This is a genomic window from Pseudarthrobacter sp. efr-133-R2A-89 (assembly GCF_030209315.1).
Classification (GTDB): domain Bacteria; phylum Actinomycetota; class Actinomycetes; order Actinomycetales; family Micrococcaceae; genus Arthrobacter.
Map to the genome: position 1 here is coordinate 196943 of NZ_JARVSE010000002.1, position 21532 is coordinate 218474.

Annotated in this window: 15 protein-coding genes; all 15 read right to left on the minus strand. The window is 66.5% G+C overall.

The window, feature by feature from the left end; translation table 11 throughout:
* Nucleotides 1-163: 163 nt before the first annotated feature.
* A complete protein-coding gene (locus tag QRM95_RS03675) occupies nt 164-2893 on the minus strand; it encodes a WecB/TagA/CpsF family glycosyltransferase (protein WP_285246501.1) in 2730 nt (909 codons plus the stop codon).
* Nucleotides 2894-3185: 292 nt separating this feature from the next.
* Nucleotides 3186-4487: a M18 family aminopeptidase gene (locus QRM95_RS03680; RefSeq protein WP_285246502.1), complete on the minus strand. Its 1302-nt coding sequence runs from the start codon at nt 4485-4487 to the stop codon at nt 3186-3188.
* A 20-nt stretch (nt 4488-4507) separates the two neighbouring features.
* The gene (locus tag QRM95_RS03685; protein WP_285246503.1) at nt 4508-5911 is read right to left on the minus strand and encodes an amino acid permease; all 1404 of its coding nucleotides are present in this window, start codon (nt 5909-5911) and stop codon (nt 4508-4510) included.
* 273 nt (nt 5912-6184) lie between these two features.
* Nucleotides 6185-7075, minus strand: a complete 891-nt coding sequence (locus QRM95_RS03690) for an ABC transporter permease (protein ID WP_502934927.1) — start codon at nt 7073-7075, stop codon at nt 6185-6187.
* Nucleotides 7075-7998, minus strand: a complete 924-nt coding sequence (locus QRM95_RS03695; protein ID WP_285246505.1) for an ABC transporter ATP-binding protein — start codon at nt 7996-7998, stop codon at nt 7075-7077. The genes QRM95_RS03690 and QRM95_RS03695 overlap by 1 nt, the downstream gene beginning before the upstream one ends.
* Nucleotides 7999-8147: 149 nt before the next feature.
* Complete coding sequence (locus QRM95_RS03700; protein WP_285246506.1) at nt 8148-9644, minus strand: bifunctional phosphatase PAP2/diacylglycerol kinase family protein; 1497 nt, start codon at nt 9642-9644, stop codon at nt 8148-8150.
* Nucleotides 9645-9713: 69 nt separating this feature from the next.
* On the minus strand, nt 9714-10922 hold the full coding sequence (locus tag QRM95_RS03705; RefSeq protein WP_285246507.1) for an MFS transporter: 1209 nt from the start codon (nt 10920-10922) through the stop codon (nt 9714-9716).
* Nucleotides 10919-11692, minus strand: a complete 774-nt coding sequence (locus QRM95_RS03710; protein WP_285246508.1) for a DeoR/GlpR family DNA-binding transcription regulator — start codon at nt 11690-11692, stop codon at nt 10919-10921. Before QRM95_RS03710 ends, QRM95_RS03705 begins: the two co-directional genes overlap by 4 nt.
* Nucleotides 11693-11746: 54 nt before the next feature.
* Nucleotides 11747-13429: an ATP-binding cassette domain-containing protein gene (locus tag QRM95_RS03715; RefSeq protein ID WP_285246509.1), complete on the minus strand. Its 1683-nt coding sequence runs from the start codon at nt 13427-13429 to the stop codon at nt 11747-11749.
* Between the two features lie 25 nt (nt 13430-13454).
* Entirely contained in the window at nt 13455-15443 is a 1989-nt protein-coding gene (locus tag QRM95_RS03720; RefSeq protein WP_285246510.1) for a penicillin-binding transpeptidase domain-containing protein, read from the minus strand.
* A gap of 86 nt (nt 15444-15529) precedes the next feature.
* Complete coding sequence (locus QRM95_RS03725; RefSeq protein ID WP_285246511.1) at nt 15530-16972, minus strand: phytoene desaturase family protein; 1443 nt, start codon at nt 16970-16972, stop codon at nt 15530-15532.
* Nucleotides 16965-18428 carry a glycosyltransferase family 87 protein gene (locus tag QRM95_RS03730; RefSeq protein ID WP_285246512.1) on the minus strand — a complete coding sequence of 488 codons (1464 nt, stop codon included), beginning with the start codon at nt 18426-18428 and terminating at the stop codon, nt 16965-16967. The genes QRM95_RS03725 and QRM95_RS03730 overlap by 8 nt, the downstream gene beginning before the upstream one ends.
* Nucleotides 18429-18476: 48 nt before the next feature.
* Entirely contained in the window at nt 18477-18608 is a 132-nt protein-coding gene (locus tag QRM95_RS03735; protein WP_285246513.1) for a hypothetical protein, read from the minus strand.
* Nucleotides 18609-19238: 630 nt separating this feature from the next.
* Complete coding sequence (locus QRM95_RS03740) at nt 19239-19823, minus strand: histidine phosphatase family protein (protein ID WP_285246514.1); 585 nt, start codon at nt 19821-19823, stop codon at nt 19239-19241.
* The gene (locus tag QRM95_RS03745; RefSeq protein WP_285246515.1) at nt 19820-21328 is read right to left on the minus strand and encodes a CCA tRNA nucleotidyltransferase; all 1509 of its coding nucleotides are present in this window, start codon (nt 21326-21328) and stop codon (nt 19820-19822) included. The genes QRM95_RS03740 and QRM95_RS03745 overlap by 4 nt, the downstream gene beginning before the upstream one ends.
* Nucleotides 21329-21532: the final 204 nt, after the last annotated feature.

Sequence of the window (21532 nt, forward strand, 5' to 3'; positions counted from 1 at the left end):
AACTTGCTGCCGCGCGCAGCCTGTTTTCAACGGGATTTGATTTCGCAAACACTTTAACTCCATTTCGAGACGTGAATAGCGCCAGGTGCCTGCACTACCCGGATCAAGGAATAGGCGGCTGTTGAGGAATGCGGAGATTAGTTCGGCGTGTTATTCAGGGAATTTATCCCCAACCCACTCCCCAAGAATGCAATTCATAATTGCGGCTGCTGTCATCCCGCTCCCAGGCGGGGTTTTTTCGGCGGCGGGCCGCACGGCCTGCAAGGGCGAAGGCGGCATAGACTGCGGCGTCCACAGCGGAGCCGGGACCCTTGATTGAATGCGCCAGTTGCCTGGCCGTGCGTCCCGCCCGGGCGCCCGGGATGTCGCGGAGTTCGTTGTTACCGCGATACACGCGCTTAAGGGTGGCGAGCAGGGCCTTTCCGGTCCGCGGCGTGCGGACTGTGACCGGCGGGCAGGCGACGACTGCTTTTTCTGAGGCGTCGAACAGTCGGTCGATGTAACAGTCGTCGGCCGTGACGGGCGGAAATTCACCGAGCCGTTCGTGCCCTTTGCGGCTCAGGCCGTAAACGCCGGCACCCCACATCGACGCCGATGCCTGCGGAAGCCGATTGCGCGCCCGGTAGTAGGCGCGGACCGGCCAGGAGGCGCCCGCCGTGTCATAGGTGAAGGCGGGGCGGGCGCAAAGGGGACCGTCGTCGTCGGACAGTGTCTGCAGGGTGGCACGCAGCGCGGCCGGCGGCACCTCGATATCGGCGTCAACGTACAGCCTCGGCCACCCGCAGGCGGCCTGGTCGCCGGCGTTGAGGGCAGCGGTCTTGGACGCGGTGTCCACGGAGACAACACGGATGCCCGGCACGGAACCAGCCACGGCTTCAGTTCCGTCGGTGCAACCGTTGCAGGCAACCACCACGTCCACGTTCCCGCTCGCGATGGGTGCGGTGAGTGCGGCCAGCGTCCGCCCGAGGACCGGGGCCTCGTTGTGTGCTGGAATGATGACCGTGCCGGAGGGAAAGTCCCCTTCCTGCCCGGGGGCACCCGGGTAGGCGACGGCGTGCGGCAGGTCGGCCCATCGTGACTCCTTGGCGACCAGTCCCAGGATTCCCCGGTGGGCGGGCAGCGGCGCCCGCAGCAGGGCAGAAAGTACGACGGCGGCACGGAAGATGCGTGCGTAGCTTCCGTGATGGAATTTCCGGACATAGCGGATCCGGTTCGCCCCCATGAGGGCATCCAGGGACGGCGAGCTCCCGGACGCACCACGGGAATGGACCATGGCCGCAAGGGGCTCGAACCAGACGTCGGCCTTGAGCTGGCGGACACGGTGCAGGTAGTCGGTCTCTTCCGAGTACAGGAAGTAGGACTCGTCCCAGCCGCCAACCTGCCTGGCGATGTCGGAGCGGATCAGCAGCGCGGCACCGGTGGCCCAGTCCACCTTGTGCGGGTGGGCGTAGCTTTCGGCGTCGAAGTCCATTTCGGTCAGCCATCCGGGGCGTCCTTGGAACCTGCTTCCGAGGAAGGCGTCGCCCAGTGCGCGCGAGATGCTCGGTTCCCTGCGCAACGAGGGGTAGACGCTTCCGTCGTCGTCACGCAACAAGGGAACCACCACGCCCGCACCGGTGGCCGCCATGGATTTCCGCAGGGCCATCACCGCGCCGGGGCAGAGCCTGAGGTCCGGGTTGAGGACCAGGTATGAATCCGCACTTCCCGCTTTCGCGTAGGCCGCATTGATGCCGCCCGCGTACCCGAGGTTCCCGCCCGTGGGGAAGGCGGCCACGGCCGGAAACTCCTGCAGGCAGGAAAGCGTCTCCGGGTTCGGCGAGTTGTCCGCAACCACCACCTTGATGGACTGTTCCCGGGTCTGCAGCCGGAGGGTCTCCAGCAACCCGCAGACGTCCGCGCCATTGTTGTAGGTCACCACCAGCGCGGCAACATCGGCGTGCTGGTCGGTTGGGGTGAAGCCGCCTGCCGTGGCGCCGGCCCTTCCGGTGGGACCGGAAGCGGATCGGGGGGCACTGCCGGCACCTTCCCCGGGCGCGACGTTGGCACTGTACCGGCGGAGCTTCAGGTAGGCCTCGGGCCCCTCCACGACGTACCGCTTGGCAAGGCGTCGCGGCTCCAGGGCCAGCCGCCATGCCCATTCAAGGCCCATGGTGCTGACCTGCTCCGGCGCGCGGCGTATGTGGCCGGCGAGGAAATCGATGACGGCCCCGAACGCCAGCAAGACCTTCGCCCCGGTCTGCGCCCCGTACTCCCCGATCCAGAGTTCCTGCCGTGGTTTACCCAAACAGACCACCAGGATGTCCACTCCGGCGGCACGGATGTCTGCACACAGTTCCGTGACCGCGGTTGCATCGCCCAGCATCTGGCGGGGCGGCGCCCACCAGCCGGCCACGCGCAGGGTGGGGCGCTCTGCCCCGAGCCGCGTGGCAACCAACTGCTGGGCTTCCGGGCTCCCGCCCAGGAAACCGACGGTCCGTCCTTGTGCGGCGGCGTCATCGAGGATGTGGCCGATCATGTCACTTCCGGCGAGGCGGGACCAGCGTTGGCCGGTGAGTTCGGCCGCCTTGGCCACCAGGGGCGCGCCGTCCAGCAACGTCAGCCACTCCAGCTGCGGGATCTCCAGCGTTCCTTCCCAGCGGCTGCCGGTCCCGAAGTGGTTGACATGGTCCAGGTTCGCGGAGAGCACCCCCAAGGGGGTTTCGGGCGAACCCGCGGCTCGTGCCATGATGGCGGCCAGGGCGTCCTCACGGCTCATCAGGTCAACCCTCACGCCACCCAGCGTGACAGCCCGCTTCAATGGGCCTCCGGGGGCCGATGTTCCCCGCGGTGCCACCAACCCGGCCATCCCCAGTTTGTGGATGCGGCGGGGCAGGCGTCCAAGTGCAGATGTCATTCCGGCTCCATGGTCACAGCGCAGGAGCACGTCGGCTGGAAAGGGGTCTGCACTCCCCGTTTCAGCCTCGCACCGGTCACCCGGCACGGCACCTGTCGCATCTGTCAGTGGTCGACGGATGCCATCGTTGGCAGGACTGCGAGGACCTGGTGTCCGGCCCGGAACCGTGGGCCGGACACCCAACGGCATCCGTGTTTCCCCACCGTAGGCCGGGGGAACCCTCTATCCGGAGTCCGGCAGGCTACCTATGTGGGTACCCGCACGAACCTTTGTGGTGCCACAAACTGCCTGGCTAGGCCGCAGTCCGGAAGAACAGCTCCGAGACGGCGGCGAGGCGGCGGGGATCCTCCACTCCGCACAGTTCCCGTGCTGAATGCATGGACAGCAATGGCACGCCCACGTCCACGGTCCGGATGCCCAGCCTTGTGGCCGTGAGGGGTCCGATGGTGGAACCGCAGGGCACCATGTTGTTGGAGACGAATTCCTGGTACGGCACGCCCGCTTCGCCGCAAAGCCTGGCCCAGAAGGCCGCGCCAAACGCATCAGTGGCGTAGCGCTGGTTGGCGTTGATCTTCAGGAGCGGTCCCCCGTTGAGCACGGGGTGGTTGGCGGGGTCGTGCCGCTCGGCGTAGTTGGGGTGGACCGCATGCCCGGCGTCGGCTGACAGGCAGAACGACGCCGCAAGGGCCTGTCGCCGTTGGCTCACCGTCGCACCCAGGCCGTCGGAGATGCGCACCAGCACGTCTTCAAGGATGGGTCCGCAGGCACCGGAGCGGGAGTTGGAGCCGATTTCCTCGTGGTCGAACGCTGCGAGCACGGCAATGGGTCCGCCGGCCGTGCCGGACGCGGCATGCGCGGCCAAGGCAGCCAGCCCGGCGTGCGTGGCCGAAAGGTTGTCCAGCCGCCCGGATGCGAAGAACTCCCCCTTGCCCCCGAAAACCGCAGGCGCCTGCGTGTCCGCAATGACGACGTCGTACCCGCCAATGCCGGCCGGATCAACGGAGGCGCCATCAACGGACGCGGCGAGGACGCTCAACAGGTCCGCATCGGTGGGGTTTCCCAGCCCCCACACCGGGTTCATATGGCGCTGTTTGTCCAGGGTAAGCCCGTCATTCACGGCACGGTCCAGGTGGATGGCCAGCTGCGGAAAGCGGAGCAGCGGTCCGGTGGCGGCCAGGTGTTGGGTGCCGTCGAGCATCACCAGCCGGCCGGCGAGCCGGAGCTCCCGGTCCAGCCAGGAGTTGAGCAGCGGCCCGCCGTAGATTTCCACTCCGGCCTGCAGCCAGCCGTGGGCGCCGGTGGTGGGCTTTGGCTTGAGTTTGAAGGACGGCGAGTCGGTGTGCGCGCCAAGGATATTGAAGCCGGTGGCGGGTCCGGCCCCTTCGGGAACCACCCAGGCGATTAGGGCGCCGTCGCGGATCATGAAGAAGGAGCCGGGCCCGCCTTCCCACGGCTGCAGCTCGTCCAGGCGGAGGAAGCCGGCTTCCTCCAGCCGCCGGCCGCCCTCGTGGGCGGCGTGAAAGCTCGACGGCGATGCGCTGACGTAGGCGCCAAGGTCCTGGATGTGGTCTGCGGCAGAGGAAGTCAAAGGCATGGTCCCGAGTCTAGTGCGGCCTACTCCACCGGTGCGGCGACCTCGGGTGCCACGGCAGGTTCTGCCGCGTTGGCCGCGTCCTTGCGCCGGTAGCGCAGCACGCCCACGGCAACCACCACCACGGCCAACGCGATGGAGAGCAGCAGTGATTCGCGGGTTGATTCCACGATCACCATGCCGATAAGCAGGGCCACGATGCTGACGATGGCTGCCCACGTGAGGTAGGGGAACAGCCACATTTTCAGCTGCAGGTCCTGGGCGGCGGCACCCATCCGGCGGCGGAGGATCAGCTGGGACACGGAGATGACCAGCCAGACGAACAGGGCGATGGCACCGGAGGTATTGACCAGGAACAGGAATACGGTGTCCGGTGCGATGTAGTTCAGGCCTACCGTGATGAAGCCGACCACCGTGGAGGCAAGCACGGCGGCGGCGGGGACGCCGCGCCGGGAGATCCTCGTCCAGGAGCGTGGGGCGTCCCCGCGGGTGGAGAGCGAGAACAGCATGCGGCTTGCGGTGTAGAGCCCTGAGTTGAGGCAGGACAGGACGGAGGTCAGGACCACGACGTCCATGATGGTACCGGCACCGGGGATGCCGAACAGTTCGATGACCGCAACGTAGGGGCTCTTGGCGACGGAGGCCGAGTTCCAGGGCAGCAGGGTGACCACCACGGCGATGGAGCCGATGTAGAACACCAGGATGCGCCAGACGGTGGACTTCACGGCCTTCTTGACGGCGTCCACGGGGTTCTCGGATTCGCCGGCGGCGATGGTGGCGATCTCGGCGCCGAAGAAGGAGAAGACCACCACGAGGATGCCGGCCAGGACTGCGCCGGGCCCGTTCGGCATGAACCCTCCGTTGTCGAGAAGGTTGCTCAGGCCGGGAGCCGGCACGCCGGGGATCAGGCCCAGGATGGCGGCGGCGCCGAAGACCAGGAAGAGGACGATGGCGGCGACTTTAATGGAGGCGAACCAGAATTCGAACTCACCGTAGGACTTCACCGAGCCGAGGTTGGTCAGGGTCAGCAGGATCATCAGGGCCAGGGCCCAGACCCACTGGTCGATGCCCGGCACCCACCGGTGCATGATGGCCGCACCGGCGGTGGCCTCGATGCCTAGGACGATGATCCAGAACCAGGCGTAGAGCCAGCCGATGCTGAACCCTGCCCAGCGGCCCAGGGCCTTGTCCGCATAGGTCGAGAAGGAACCCGTTTCCGGGTTGGCGGCGGCCATCTCACCCAGCATGCGCATCACCAGGATGACCACGAGGCCGGCGGCTGCGTACGCGACAAGAATGCCCGGGCCGGCCTGCTGGATCGCGGCCCCCGAGCCGACGAAGAGCCCTGCACCGATGACGCCGGCAATGGCGATCATGGACAGGTGCCTGGGTTTCAGGGACTTTGAGAGTTGCTGGTCAGCATGCATGGAAGTGCCGTCCTGTTGGGAAATTGCAGAGGTTGTGCGACGTTCGTTGATGCACCACCGGGAGGCCGTGTGGTGCACCACATCGTCGTTTCACCCTAGGTCCGCCATTATGCGCCTTGCTTTGTGCACTCCAACAGATCTGGTTGCGCCCAACAGGACAGCACTCCAAGGCGGAACCACCGTAGGCAAATAATGTTTCCCACCAGGCACTTTTGTAATGTGCCGGAAACCACGCGCCGGCCACGCTCGGGCGGCCGGCGCAGGTCAATCCTCCTAGACGTCCCGGCGCTTCAGCAGGACGGCTGCGATCAGCACGGGGATCACCACCCAGGCGCCCAGGACCAGGGCCGCCTGCCATGTTTCGAGGGTGTCCGGCACGTGCTGGGCGGCAGTCAGGGGCTCAACCGTGTTGCCGGGCAGGTACTTCCTGGCCTCCTTGAAGAAGTCCCCTGGAATGAGCTGGAAAGCGATGGGCGCCACGAAGAAGATGCCCACCAGGCTCATGATGCCGCCGGCCGAGTTCCGGAGCAGCGTGCCCAGGGCCATGCCGATCGCGGCTACGGCTGCCACGTAGATGCTGTTGACCAGCAGCAGTTTCACGGATTCGGAACTGGACAGGTCCAGCTTCAGTCCGTAGTTGTCCAGGATGGGAACCGCCACCAGTCCGGCCACCCAGGTGGAGAGAGCCGTCACCGCGAAGGAGACAACCATGACCACCACCAGTTTGGCCGTGAACGCAGGCAGCCTCTTGGGCACCGCCGCGAACGTGGACCGTGCCATGCCGGTGGTGAACTCAGAGCTCATCAGGAGCACACCCAGGGACCCAAGGATCAGCTGGGCGAAGGCGATCCCCGAGGTGGGCACGCTGATGGCGAGATCCCCGCCTTGCGAGGCTGCCCGCACGGCCGCCTGAGGATCCCGCGATGCCGCGTTGGCAAACTGGCCCGTGCCCCATGCGGACAGCGCACCGAAGCCCACCATCACAACCGCTGTGGCGGCGAGCAGGATCAACGTTGAGAGCAGGCTCCGGAACTTGATGACTTCCGAGTTGAGCACCCGGACGAACGTGGGGCCCGGGAGGGACCTTCCGTGGCCGTGGCTGTGGCCAGCGGGCGATGATGCCGGTTCGGGCGAAGCCGTTGATTCTGTGGTCATGGCGCTCATTATTTGCTTACCTCCGCAGCGGGCAGGGAGTGGTATTCGACGTCGTCCTTGGTCAGTTCCATGTACGCTTCCTCGAGGCTGGCCGTCAGGGGAGTGAGTTCATAGACCATGACCTGGTTTTCCAGGGCTGCCGCAGCGATCGCCCGTGGTTCGAGGCCGGTCACTTCGAGCAGCTCCCGTTCCGCGACCTCGATCGAGGCGCCGCGGCCGGCCAGCAGCTGCTGCAGCCGGTCCGGCTGGTCGGTGCGGACGCGGACGCGGGCGTGGCCCTTGCCGGTGATGATGTCGCGGATGGGAGCATCGGCGATCACCCGGCCGCGGCCGATGACGATGAGGTGGTCGGCGGTCTGGGCCATCTCGCTCATGAGGTGGCTGGAGAGGAACACCGTCCGTCCCTGCCCGGCGAGGTAGCGGACCAGGTTTCGCACCCAGACCACGCCTTCCGGGTCCAGCCCGTTGACGGGTTCGTCGAGGATCAGGGTCTGCGGGTCACCGAGCAACGCCGCAGCGATGCCCAGCCGCTGGCCCATGCCCAGCGAGAAGCCGCCGGCTTTCTTTCGCGCCACCGCATCAAGGCCGGTCATCTCGATCACTTCGTGCACCCGGGATTTGGGAATCCCGTGCGTGGCTGCCATGGCCAGCAGGTGGTTGTAGGCGCTGCGGCTGGTGTGGACCGCTTTCGCGTCCAGCAGGGCACCCACCTGGCGCAACGGAGCCGTGTGCTTGACGTAGGGGAGGCCGTTCACGGTGACTGAGCCCGACGTCGGCCGGTCCAGTCCCATGATCATTCGCATCGTGGTGGACTTTCCTGCCCCGTTGGGGCCCAGGAATCCTGTGACTTGCCCTGCCCTGACGGTGAAGCTGACGCCGGCTACGGCGGTCTTCGCCCCGTAGACCTTTGTCAGCCCGTTTGCCTCGATCATGAATATTCCTTTTGACGGCAGCGCGCGGCTGCGGATGGCGTTCTGTGGGAGTTCACTCCCTACGCTAACGGGGCCATCACCGCTTTTCGCCGTACTCAGGGATGATTCAGGGGAGAATCAGGGTTGCTCCGGAACAACGCCATCCCTGCTCAGGGGCGTGGAGAGTAGTACGTCAACGCTTTGCGCCGCACGGTGTAGGCGACCCGGCGCACTCCGGCGAGTGCTTCACCGTCCACGGCAAGGGCCATGGGTGCGCCGCCTGCATCGATGGTGACCGTCGAGGCCTCGCGCAGGTGCGTGATCCGGGAACTTGCCACCGTGCCGGTCAGGACGGCCCAGAGCAGCCGCACGCGGGCGAAGGACTCGTCGGCAGTGATCAGCCTGACGTCCAGTACGCCGTCGTCCATGACGGGACGGATCAGCGGCGCGTGGTCCCGTGGGTAGTAGCGGCCCCGTCCAAGGTAGGCAATCCACACCTTGTGCCGGATGCCGTCGACGGACAGGGTGATGGGGGTTCCAGCGGCGAACGTGCGGAACATGGCCACGACGCCGGCCAGCGGCTTTCCGAGCGCGGGTTGCAGGTGCTCCCGGCGACGCACGAGATTGGGATAGAGGCCCACACTGGACGTGTTAAGCATGACCAGTTCGGACACCTCGGGACTGCCCGCGAGGCCACGCTCCGCGGTCACCAGGCCGATGTCCGCCAGTGCGGCCTCACCCCTGGTGGCCGCTTCCACTGCATCCTTGAGGTTTCCGGTCCCTGCGTCCCGCGCGAAATGGTTCAGGGTTCCACCGGGCAGTACCAGCAGGGGGAGGGAACGGGCGACGGCGGCAGCGGCCGCAGCACCGACGGTTCCGTCGCCGCCCCAGACACCCAGGGCCCCGGTCCCAGGGACGTCCGCGGTCGCGTTGATCTCCTGCACCAGGTCCTCGTCGGGCTGCACGGTATTTATATAAGCCTTCGGGAATACTTCTTTGAGGGCGGAGGCAGTTTCCTCCTTGAAGGACCCTCCCAACGTGTTGACCACGATGCTGAGGCCTTCGCCATCGGGCAGCCCGGGCGCTTCGGCCCAGGTCCGGGTTGTCTGCGGAATGGGTGGCCGGACCGGCCACCAGTGCCGGGTGAGCACGGCGGCGCCTGCACCAAGTACCGAGCCGAAAATCACGTCCGACGGCCAGTGCGCGCCGGTATGGACCCTCGAATAGGCCACGCCGAGGGCCGCGGGAGCCAAGGCCGCCCCAATCGCGGGCTGGACCAGGCCGGCGCCCACCGCAAAGGCGACGGCGGACGCTGAATGGCCCGAAGGCATGGACGAGCTCCGGGGCTGGGGATGGACAAAGCGAAACACCGGGAGGTGTTCCGGCTGCGGCCGGTTCCGGGGGAGCAGGGTCTTGAACACCAGGTTTGTAACGGCAGAGGCGACGCCTTGGGCGATCAGTCCGTGGACGGCGGCCCGCCGGGTCTTGCCGGGGAACAAGGCCAGGACGGCTGCGATTCCGAGCCAGAGCTTCCCTTGGTTCGCTGAGGCCGAGAGCCGTCTGAAGAACACGTCGTAGCTGCCGCCGGGCAGGTTCGAAACATGCTGGAGAAGGTATCTGTCGATGCGGCTGGGCAAACTCCGGCGGCGGTGCCTCGTGCTTTCCATGTGATCACCCTAAACCCAGGGCGCTTTCGCATCCCGCTCCGCGTCCTCCTGCGCGGCGGCAGTATCCCGTCAGGGCTCTTTGGTGCCTTCGAGCCGCAGGGGCCTGGCGGCACCGGCCAGCAGCAGTGCGACGAGGATCGGTGCCATGATCGCCAGCAGCGCGGTGTGGATGCCCGTGAGGTCGCCGAGGTAGCCGAGCAGCGGCGGTCCGGCCAGGAACGATATATAACCCAAAGTGGATACAACGGATACACGTGCTGCCGAATGCCTGGGGTCGTCGGAGGCTGCGGACATCCCCATTGGGAAGGCCAACGCTGCACCGACGCCCCAAAGAGCCGCACCGACACCGGCCAGCCAGATATTCGGCGCCAGGACGAAGAGGCCCAGCCCGGCGGCTGCGGCGGCCATGCTGGCCCGCAGCACGGCCACCCGGCCGTACTTGTCGATCACTCGGCCGCCGAGGAAGCGCATGGCCGTCATGGCAAGGACGAAGAGGGCAAACATGAGTGCGCCCGTGGACTCAGAAGTGGCCAGGCCGTCCACGGAGGCTTTGGCGATCCAATCGTTGCCGGCCCCCTCGGTGAGGGTGGCTCCCAGGACCACGACGCCGATCAGCAACGTCCTGCTGTCCCGCCATGCCGAGGGACCCTTGGCGGCTTTGGGTTCCCCGGGCGCGGCTGCGGTGGAAATGTGGGGGAGGAAGAAGCGCGGCGCGGTCAGGGCCACCAGCACCACCACACCGGCAATGACCATCAGGTGCAGGGGAAGGTCCACGCCCAGGCTGGACAGGCCGGCGCCCACCAGTGCGCCCACGAACGCGCCGCCGCTGAAGGCCGCGTGGAATTGCGGCATGACAGTCCGGCGGAGTTTGTGTTCCACGTCGGCGCCTTCGATGTTTTGCGCAACATCCCACAGGCCGATGCCGATTCCGAAGAAGAACAGCGAGACCGCGGTTCCGGGTATGGAGGTGGCTGACAGCGCCGTGGCGATGCCGATGCCCGCGGCGGCAGCAAGCAGGCCGGCGAAGCGGACGGTGTTGGCTGTTCCGATCCGGCCCACCACCATGCCCGCCGTGGGGAGTGCCAGAAGCGACCCTACGGCCGTGCACAGCAGCAGGGTGCCCATTTGGCCGGAGGTGATGTGCAGCGTCTGCGTGACGGCGGGGATCCGTGCTGCCCAGCTGGCGAACACGAGCCCATTAATGCCAAAGACCACGAACGTGGCCGCGGCCGCCGCTTTCAGTCCAGCATGCTGTTCGGTGCCGGCGTTGATGCTCATACGTTCACTACTTCCACAGAGTATTGGTCGAGTTGGGCTTGTTCCTGGCCACTGAATTTCCGGTCGGTGACAATCACGTCAACCCGGTCCAGGCCGCCGATGAGGACCCTCGCGTGCGCCTGCCATTTAGCCGCCGATGCGGCAACCACCACCCGCGCCGACGCGTCCAGGCCGGCCCTCTTGACCGCGGCATCGTCCAGGTCGTGGGCCAGGAGGCCATCAGTGAAGTCAACGGCACAGGGGGTGAGCACGGCGGTATCAAAACGCAGCGACCTGATGTTGGACTCCGCGAGTGGCCCGCGGAAACATAGCTCACCGGGCACCAGGCTCCCTCCTGGCAGCAACAGTGCAGGCCTGGAGCCTGCGGCAGTGTCCCCGCCGGCGGCCGCATTGAGTCCCGGCAGGGACATCGGCATCAGGGTCAGTTCCCGGCCGGTCACGGCACGGGCCACCTCGGTTGCCGTGCTCCCGCTGTCCAGCCAGACGTGTTCGCGTTCCAGCAGCAGCGTGGCGACAGCGGCGGCGATGCGCCTCTTGGCGTCCCGGTCCTCCAGCTCCCGGAGCCCGTAACCGGGGTGCTGCCCTTGCCCGATCAGGCTCTTGGCTCCGCCGTGGATCCGCCGGAGGACGCCGTTGCCTGCCAGCGCCTCAAGGTCGCGTCGGATCGTGGCCCCGGAAGCGTCGCAGGCCAGCATCAGCTCTTCGACGCTCGCCTCGGCCTGCCGCCGGAGGATTTCGGCAATGGTTCTGTGCCGCTCATCCGTCTTCATGATCAAATGCTATCAATTTATGATCATTTGCTCATAAGTCTGCTCAGTGGCTCCTCAGCGGGCGCGTTCCACCCGTTGTTCGTCCCAGACCGGCTCCGCTGATTCGTAGACCTTCCCGTCCGATCCGAATACCAGGAACCGGTCGAACGTACGAGCGAACCAGCGGTCATGGGTGACGGCAAGGACTGTGCCCTCAAAGTGGTCAATGGCCCGCTCCAGCGCCTCGGCGGAGTGGAGGTCCAGGTTGTCCGTTGGCTCGTCCAACAGCAGCAGGGTGGCTCCGCTGAGCTGCAGGAGCAGGATCTGGAAACGCGCCTGCTGGCCGCCGGACAGCGACTCGTATTTTTGCTCGGACTGTCCCGCCAGGCCGTAGCCATCCAGGGCGCCGGCGGCCGCCTCCCGGCCCAGCCCCGAACGGTGTTCGTCGCCGCGATGCAGGATTTCCAGGAGCGTCTTGCCCAGGAGATCCGGCCGGACATGGGTCTGGGCAAAGAATCCGGGCCGGATCCGCGCACCGAGCTTGACGGTCCCTTCGTGCGGGACCTCGGCGATTTCCACGTCGGAAACCGGCAGGTGTTCCCGTTCGGGGTCGGTGCCACCGGTGGCGAGCAGCCGCAGGAAGTGGCTCTTGCCGGAGCCGTTGGAGCCCAGTACGCCGACCCGGTCGCCGAACCAGACCTCGGTGGAGAAGGGCTTCATCAGGCCGGTCAGTTCCAACCGTTCGGCAACGATGGCGCGCTTGGCGGTGCGGCCGCCCTTGAGCCGCATCTGGACGTTCTGTTCGATCGGCAGCGTCTCCGGCGGCCCCACTTCGAGGAACTTGGCCAGCCGGGTCTGGGCGGCGTGGTACCGGTTGGCCATGTCAGAGCGGAAGGCCGCCTTGTTCTTGTACATGTTGACGAGTTCCTTGAGCTTGATGTGCTCCTCGTCCCAGCGCTTTCGCAATTCCTCGAAGCGCGCGTTCCGGTCCGCGCGGGCCTCCACGTAAGATCCGAACCCGCCGCCGTGGATCCAGGCTGCGGCCCCGTTGATCCCGGGCTCGAGGGTGACAATCCTCCCGGCAGCGTTGTTCAGGAGTTCGCGGTCGTGGCTGATGAAGAAGACCGTCTTCTTCGACTCGTTGAGCTTTTCCTCCAGCCATCGCTTGCCCGGAACGTCGAGATAGTTGTCCGGTTCGTCCAGGAGGAGGAGGTCGTCAGGGCCTGCGAACAGTGCTTCCAGCACCAGGCGCTTCTGCTCGCCGCCGGAAAGGGTGGACGCCGGGCGGTGCTGTGCGCGGTCAAACGGCAGTCCCAGAGCGGCCATGCAGACTTCGTCCCACACCGTCTCGACGTCGTAACCGCCGGCGTCGCCCCAGTCCACGATGGCCTGGGCGTACCGCATCTGGGTGGGCTCGTCGTCGTGCTCCATCATGGCCAGCTCGGCATCATCCACCTCGCGGGCAGCGGCCGCCAAAGCCGGGGGAGCAGCGGACACCAGCAGGTCCCGGACTGTTGAACCGTCTCGGACCTGCCCCACGAACTGGCGCATGATGCCCATGTTCCCGGACCGCCCGATGACGCCCTCGTCCGGGACCAGGTCTCCGGCGATGATCCGGAACAGTGTGGTTTTTCCTGTGCCGTTGGGCCCGATCAAGGCGGTCTTGGTACCGTCCGGGACCTTGAAGGTCACTCCGTTCAGGAGCTGGGTGCCGTCGGAGAGGAAGTAGTCGATGCCGGAAACGTCAATATGGGCCACGCCGTCAATCCTCCCACGGCGGAACCTAGCCGGCGGCGGTGAGGAACTGCTTCAGCAGCGGACCCGAGGTGGTGGCACCCAGGCCGCCGTCCTCCACGAACACTGCCACTGCCAGGTCGCCGTGGACGGCCACGATCCACGCGTGCGTCTTGGGCGGATTTTCGGTGCCGAATTCGGCGGTCCCCGTTTTCGCACCCACGGGAGCCCCGGGGACGCTGGCGAGGAACCCCGCGTGGCCGGAGGTGACCACCGCGCGCATCATGTCAGCCAGCGATGCCGCCTCCGCTGCCGTGATCGGTTTGTCCGATGCCGTGGACGGTGCTTCGGCCGTGGCCGTGGCAGTTGGTTCGGCCGCCGGAGCGGTGGACCCCGGGGTGGTTCCCGCAGCGGGGGCAGCGGCGTCAGGGTTGAGGACCAGCTGCGCCGAAACGGGGGCGCCCTTGGCAACAGAGCCGGCCATGATCGCGGCGGCCAGGGGGGAGAGCAAAACCTTGCCCTGGCCAATCATGGAGGCCGCGTGTTCGGTGCCCTGGGCCTGCCCCGGCACCGAACCCAAGAACGCTTCCGCCCCGAGTTTCGGCGCTTCGACCGCGACGCCCATGGAGGTGGCGGCGGCTTCGAGTTGGCTTTGGGATACCGAGTCGCGCTGGGAAATGAAGGCGGTGTTGCAGGAGTGCGCAAAGGCATCCCGGAGGGTTACCGCGCCCAGGGAGGTGGTGGGGTAGCCCTCGGAGTTCTTGAAGGTGCGCCCGTCCACCGTGAGGGTTGGGGTGCACTGGACGGTGGAGTCCGGATTCATGCCGTTCCGGAACATGGCCAGGGAATCCACCATCTTGAAGATCGAGCCCGGGGCGTACTGGCCCAGCATGGCCGTGTTGTAGCCGTTGCTGCCAGGGCCGGAGGCCGCGGCAAGCACGGCCCCGGTGGAGGGCCGGAGTGCCACGATGGCCGACGCCGGGCCCACACCCTCCAGGGTGGACTCAGCCAGGGTCTGGAGGCGCGGATCGAGGGTGGTCTTCAGCGGAGTGCCGGGCTTGGGTGCCACCTCGAAAAGGACGCGCCTGGGGTCGGTGCCGGCGGACTGGATCTGTTCGCGCGTCAGGTCGGCCCGCTGCGCCCGGATGACCACGGCGTCTGATCCGCGGAGCTGTGCGTCGTACTGCTGCTGGAGCCCGCCGATGCCCGTGACATCCCCGGCGTCCAGGGCACCGTTGGATGCATCGATCTGTTCTGCCGTGGCTTCGCCGACCGATCCGAGCACGGCGCGGGCAAACGTCCTGCTGGGAGCCAGCGGCATGGACGCGGGGATACCGCGCGCGCCGGGGATGGCCTGGATCTGTTGATCCGAGATGTTCCTGCCTTCTTCACGCAGCGTGATGGCGGGGACAAAAGCCTGTGCCCCGGCAGCCTTGACCTGCTGCACATACGCGGCCGGGTCCACTCCCACCAGCGCGGCCAGTTTCCCGGCGGACTCGGAGGGGTCTGCGGCGCCCAGTTGCGGCTTGTCGATGCCGACATTCACCACGGGACGGTAGGTGACCAGCGGCACGTCGCCGGCACCAAGGATGTCGGCCCGCTGGGGGGACTGGGAGCCCTTGGTAACAATCTCGCTGTCCGTCAGGCCGGGTGCCAGGAGGGCGGGGTCCCACACCGTCAGCCACTTGTCCCCTGACTTCTTGAAGTTCGCCGAGCTGGTGTACTTCCATTCGGCGTCGCCGAACTTCCAGGTGTAGCTCAGCGGCGCGGATGCTTTATCGCCGTCGAGGGTGAGTCCGCCTGCCTGGACCTCGGGCTTCTGCGGATCCAGGGCAGCGAAGACCTGGTGCAGCTGGTCGTTGGCCGCGGCGGCGTCCTTGCCGTCAAAGGCCACCGAGCCAACGTCCAGCGTTGAGACCGCGCCGGCCAATTGCCGGGCGGCGGCTTCAGCCCCGCTCTTTCCGTCGTCGCAGGCCACCAGGGAGGTACCCAGGACGAGCGCAGCTACGGCAAGCGAAAGTTTTGTTGATTTCCCCATGTGGCCATTATCCCCCGCCCCGGCACCGTGCTGCGCCGTGCCGTCGCAGGCCAGGCGGTTGTGGCAGGGCCGCCGGCCGTCGGGACCTAGCCGAGGGAAAGGTCCGGAAGCGGCAGCCTGAAGATGTCCTTCAGGGCGTACGTTGCCGCGTGCATCCCGGGCATTCCCGTGACGCCCGGGCCCGGCGGCGTTGACGATGAGCAGAGATAGACGCCCAGCAGCGGGGTCCGCCACGGGACGGGAGACACCACGGGCTTTTGGACCAGGCCGCGTACGTCCATGACTCCGGCGCTGAAGTCGCCGCCAATGTAGTTGCGGTTGTACTGCGCCAGCTGCGCCGCCGTGATAGCGTGCGAGTCCACCACGAGGTCTCGAAATCCCGGGGCAAACCGTTCCAGCTGCGCCATCACCTCGCCGGTCATGTCCCGCGTGGAACCTGCGGGGACGTGGCAGTAGGTCCACAGTGTGTGCCGCCCGTCCGGCGCCCGTCCGGGGTCGAACCGGGAGGGCTGGGCCACCAGGACATACGGCCGCCCGGGATGCCGGCCGGCGCTGACCTCGTTCTCCGAAGCCGCCAGCTCGGCCCTGGTCCCGCTCACGTGGACCGTGCCGGCGTCGGCAAGTCCGCCGGCCTGCCACGGCACCGGACCGGACAGGATGAAGTCCACCTTGCAGGAGCCGTTTCCGTACCGGAACGCCTCGAGGGCTCTTCGATAGTGGCCCGGCAGCGCATCGCCTGCCATGTCCAGCAGGCCGCGGGGTGCCACATCCAGCAGGGTGGCCCGGGTTGCCGGCAGTTGTTCCAGCCGGTCGATGGGGGTGCCGGTGTGGATGACGCCGCCGTGGGCGCGGATATCGTCGGCGAGGGCTGCCGCGATGGAGGCGGAACCGCCGCGGGGGATGGGCCAACCGTCCGCATGTCCCAGGGCACCGAGCATCAGGCCGGCCCCGGACGCCGCCAGGGACGGTAAATGCGAGATGGCGTGGGCGGCAACCCCGCTCAGGAGGGCGGGTGCAAGATCTTCCCGGAACCGTGCGTTCCACAATCCGGTTCCCTGTTCCAGCGTCCGCAGTCCGTAGACGGCCGCCATCACCGGGTTGCGGGGGATCCGCAGGAGCTGGTTTTGGGTGAAATCCATGATGTCGCCAATATGCCGGACCAGCGGTTCCATGAGCCGGCGGTACGCAGCGCCGTCCCGGCCCAGTTCCGTCGCAGTCCGCTCCAGCGAGGTATAGGCCAAGGCAGCCCGGCCGCCGTCCAGCGGGGAACCGAAAGACACCTCGGGCGTTATCAGGTCCACCCTCCGGGTCAGTTCGAAGGCACGGAAGAACGGGGATGCCAACGCCATGGGATGCACCGCGGAGCAGACGTCGTGGAAGTGTCCGGCCTGCATGAGTTCGGTGGTGCGCGTGCCACCGCCGATGGTCTGGGCTGCCTCGAAGACTTCCACCGACAGCCCTGCCCTTGCCATGACGGCCGCTGCAGAGAGTCCGTTGGGACCGGAGCCTACTACCGCGACATCAGGCACGGGCCCCTGCTTTCCACGGGATCACCGATTCCGAGTGCCGGGCGGGATCCAGCCGGAACCAGTCGGGCGCGTTGGTGAAGGGCCCGCCGTGCGGATCATCAACGTGGTGGCGGCGGATGGGGTCATAGGCGGGGTCGTAGATATCCCACACGATGCGCGCCATGAGGTAGGCCACCGCGGCCATGTGAGCGGCGACAGCGAGGACGTAGTACGGCATGTCCAGGTTGTGTTGGGACGAACCGGAGCTGGTCACCTGTCCAAGGTACATCCAGATCGCGGCCCAGTGCAGGGCTTCGATCCCCTGCCAGACCAGGAAGTCGCGCCACCGCGGCCTGGCGAGGGCAAGCAGCGGGATCAGCCACACGACGTACTGGGGTGAGTAGACCTTGCTGGTGAGGATGAAGGCCGCGACGATCAGGAAAGCGAGCTGCGCCAGGCGGGGGCGGCGGGGAGCGGTCAGCGCAACGGCTGCTATGGCGGCGCACAACAGGACGAACAGTCCGGCTGAAAGTGCGCTGACTCCGTCCGGTGCCAGCCCGGACCAGCCCAGCCTGCCGGCCACCAGGTTGTAGGCGAACCACGGGGAACTGTACCCGGCGCCACGGTCCGCGCTGTATTGGAAAAAATAGACCCAGCCGGACGGGTTGGCCGCTGCGAACGGCAGGTTGACCACCAGCCAGGTGGCGGCGGCACTTCCGGCGGTCACCAGCAACGGCCGCCACCGGCCGGTGCGCATGGCAAGCAGCAGGATGGCCCCGAGGACCAGCAGCGGGTAAAGCTTGGTTGCCGTGGCCAGCCCGATCAGGATGCCGGCTGGCACGGGGCGGTTCTTGGCGAAAAAGTACATGCCCACAGCCAGCAGGCAGGCTGCCCAGAGATCCCAGTTGATGGTTCCGGCAAGGATAATCCCCGGGGCGACCGCCACCATGGCGGCATCCCAGGGACGGCGGCCGGGCATGCGGGCAATTGCCAGGACAGTGACCATGGCCACGGCCGCCAGCAGCACGGCATTGATGTCGAAGTAGGCCAAGGCCCTGGCGTTGGCGTCTCCTCCGGGAACCAGCCAGGCCGTCAGCCCCGCAATTAGGCCGATGAGCACCGGGTATTCAAACTGGCTGCCGCTGCCGAGGATGGGGAAGACCCCTTGTGCCATGCCGCGGTTCCGGAACAGCTCCGGAAAGTCCGAGTAGCACGTGGCGTAGAACTGGGTTGGTGTCTCCCAGCCGTTGACCCGGCAGTAGCCCTTAAGCAGGATGCCCGTCAGGGCGGCCAGTGCCGTCAGGACCACCAGCACACGCTGCACGGTGTAGATCCCGGGGGAGGCAACGCCGGGATCCGCCTTGGTCCCGAGCGGCCCGCCGATCACCTCCGTAAAATTCCGGAGCAGTTTATCGCTGCGGCTTGGCACCACGATTCGGGGCCGTCGTCCACCCTCCGGCGGCTGGGTCTCGTGCATGGAGTCGAGCTTACAGCCGGCCCCTGCGCAAAGCGCGGGGGCCGGCAGTCAGCGCAAGCCGCCGAGCTGCTGGTGCATGAGCACGAAAACTTCGTTTCGATGCTGCTCCAGCAGGTCACTGTTGAATGAGCTGCGTCGCTGCAGGGCGAGGGACAGGAGTCCCAGGATTTTTCGCATCAAGGAAGGCACCTCCTTTCGTTTAATGAGTCACAAAAGTGCATGACGAATTAGCGCCGCTTTTCGGCGCGTAAAAGCGCGGAAAGAAGGCGCGTGAATTCCATGGCGGAAATATGTTGAAATTGCGTAAAAGAACACAATTCCGGGGGACGCCGGCAATGCCGGACAGCAAGCACCTGGCGCGGAGCTTGAACTCTCGCTTGCGCGGACGCGGTTTCAGGCGTCAGCGAAGCGTGGGCTCGGGCAGGTGCTGCTCCGGGGAGTCAGCGCAGGAGGTGCGGCGTACCGGCCGTTATCCCGGGGACTGGCCCTGAGAGGGCGGAGTCCCGGGGAACATGGTTCCGGCTAGCGGCGCCGTGGAGAACCGGGGAGGGCGGCAGACCGCCACCCGGTGCCTACCGTAGCCACGCGCGCAGCACCAGCAAAGGCCGGGAATGCATTGATGGGGGTGTTCCATTCGCCAGTCAAAGTCATCATTTTCCCAACCTCCTTTTCTGCTGTCCGCTGCGTGGTGTGCAATGCGGTCTTGGACCCGGGCAGATTGCCGCGTGGTCAGGAATAAAGCTACCCCAGGAATCCGCGAAAGGCCAGCAATTCCCGGGAAATACGGAAAAGTTTTTATCTAAAGGCGATTCACAGGCCCCAGCGCACAATAGCGGGCGTCTTCTTATCCCAGCCCAGGGTGCACACTTTGGCAGTGCCGAGGATAAAGTGGCGGCCTTCCATGGGCGGCAATTCCAGCCAGCGCGCGGTAAGGATCCGGGAGAAATGACCGTGCGCCACGATCAGCACATTGTCCATCCCGGATTCCAGGATCCGGCCGATGATCTTGTCCGCCCTCGCGGCCACCTCATCTAGGGTTTCACCGTTGGGAACGCCGTGGGTCCAGATCAGGTAGTCGGGATTGTCCTTGCGGATCAGGTCCGAGCTGATGCCTTCGTAGTCCCCGTAGTTCCACTCCACCGCGAGCGGTTCGTGCCGGGCATCCGGGAAACCGGCGAGCTCGGCAGTGCGCCGTGCACGCCGCAGCGGCGAGGTGAGCACCAGGTCGAAGTCGACGCCGTCCAGGACCTTGCGTGCCTCCACGGCCTGCTGTTCGCCTTCCACTGTCAGGGGGAGGTCTGTGAGGCCCGTGTACTGCCCGCTCTTGGACCATTCGGTTTCACCATGGCGGAGGATCCACAGCTGGGGGCGCGGAGCGAAGGCGGGATTGGTCATTTGGACTCCTCAGCGGGTGAAGGTTCGACGTCGGCGGGAGGGGTTCCGGGCTCGGTCCCGGCAGGTGCTGATTCAGGCTGTTCGGCCCACCAGCGGAGCAGGCGCGCCTCGGCCTCGTCCGCGGGCAACGGTCCGTGTTCCATCCGCTCATTAAGGAGGAACTTGTAGGCGCGGCCCACCACGGGGCCCGGTTTGAGGCCCAGCAGCTCCATGATCCGGGCTCCGTCCAGGTCCGGGCGTACTGCGTCCAGGGATTCCTGTTCCCGGAGCGCCGCAATGCGGGACTCAAGGTCGTCGTAAGCGAAGGACAGCCGGTCGGCCTTGCGCTGGTTTCTGGTGGTGACGTCGGACCGGGTAAGCCGGTGCAGCCGTTCCAGCAGCGGGCCTGCGTCGGTGACGTACCGCCGGACAGCCGAGTCGCTCCAGCCGGCATCGCCGTAGCCATAGAAGCGCATGTGGAGTTCCACCAGCCGTGCAACGGCCTTGGTGGTGTCATTGTCGAAGCGCAGCGCCTTCATCCGTTTGGAGGTGAGCTTGGCACCCACCATGTCGTGGTGGCGGAAGCTCACCGCCCCGCCCGGTTCGAACCGGCGCGTCGCCGGCTTGCCGACGTCGTGCATCAACGCCGCGAAGCGCAGCACGAAGTCCGGGCCCGGCACAGGGCCTTCGGCGTCCGTTTCAAGCTCCGCTGCCTGCTCCAACACCTGGAGGGAGTGCTGGTAGACATCCTTGTGCCGGTGGTGCTCATCGGCTTCGAGCCGGAGGGCGGAGACCTCGGGCAGCACATACTCGGCCAGCCCCGTGTCCACCAGGAGGTCCACGCCCACGCGAGGCCGGGCACCGCAGATCAGTTTGACCAGTTCATCCCGCACCCGCTCCGCGGAAATGATCTTGATCCGGTCAGCCATGTGGGTCATGGCCTCGCGGACGTCGTCGCGGACTGAAACCCCCAGCTGCGCGGCGAAGCGGGCCGCCCGCATCATCCTCAACGGGTCATCGGAGAAGGAGGCCTCCGGCGCCCCGGGAGTGGCCAGCAGGGAGGCATGCAGGTCCCGCACCCCGCCGAACGGATCCACCAGTTCCAGGGAAGGCAGTTTCAACGCCATGGCATTGATGGTGAAGTCGCGCCGCAGCAGGTCGTCGGTGAGGGAGGAACCAAACGCCACCACGGGCTTGCGGGAGTCGGGATCGTAGGCCTCGGCCCTGTAGGTGGTGATCTCGATCTGGAAGCCGCCCTTGCGCATGCCGATCGTGCCGAACGCACGCCCGATCTCCCAGAAGTTGTCCGCCCACTTCTTGATCAGCGCCACCGTCTGGTCCGGCGTGGCATCCGTGGTGAAGTCGAGGTCGGGCGAAACCCGGCCAAGGAAAAGGTCGCGCACCGGCCCACCCACAAGGGACAGCTCGTGGCCGGCATCCACGAACCGCTGACCGAGCTCCAGGACCACCGGGTCCACCTTGAAGTCAACGGTGTGGGAATCAATCTTGTGATCTGCATGCGACATAGTTCCTTAAGCTTGGCAGAAACCAGCGGCGCGGCAGTCCAAAAAAGCGTCAAGATCAGCGCTGATTGACGTTCCCGGCCTCAAAGTGCGTCACATCCCGTCCATGTTGGTGTCATGTTCCGGTCATCACGAACGGGCAACAGTCGTTAGAGTGGACTCCATGGCCCATCCAGTACCGAGCGCTCCCGGCAGGAGGACGAACGC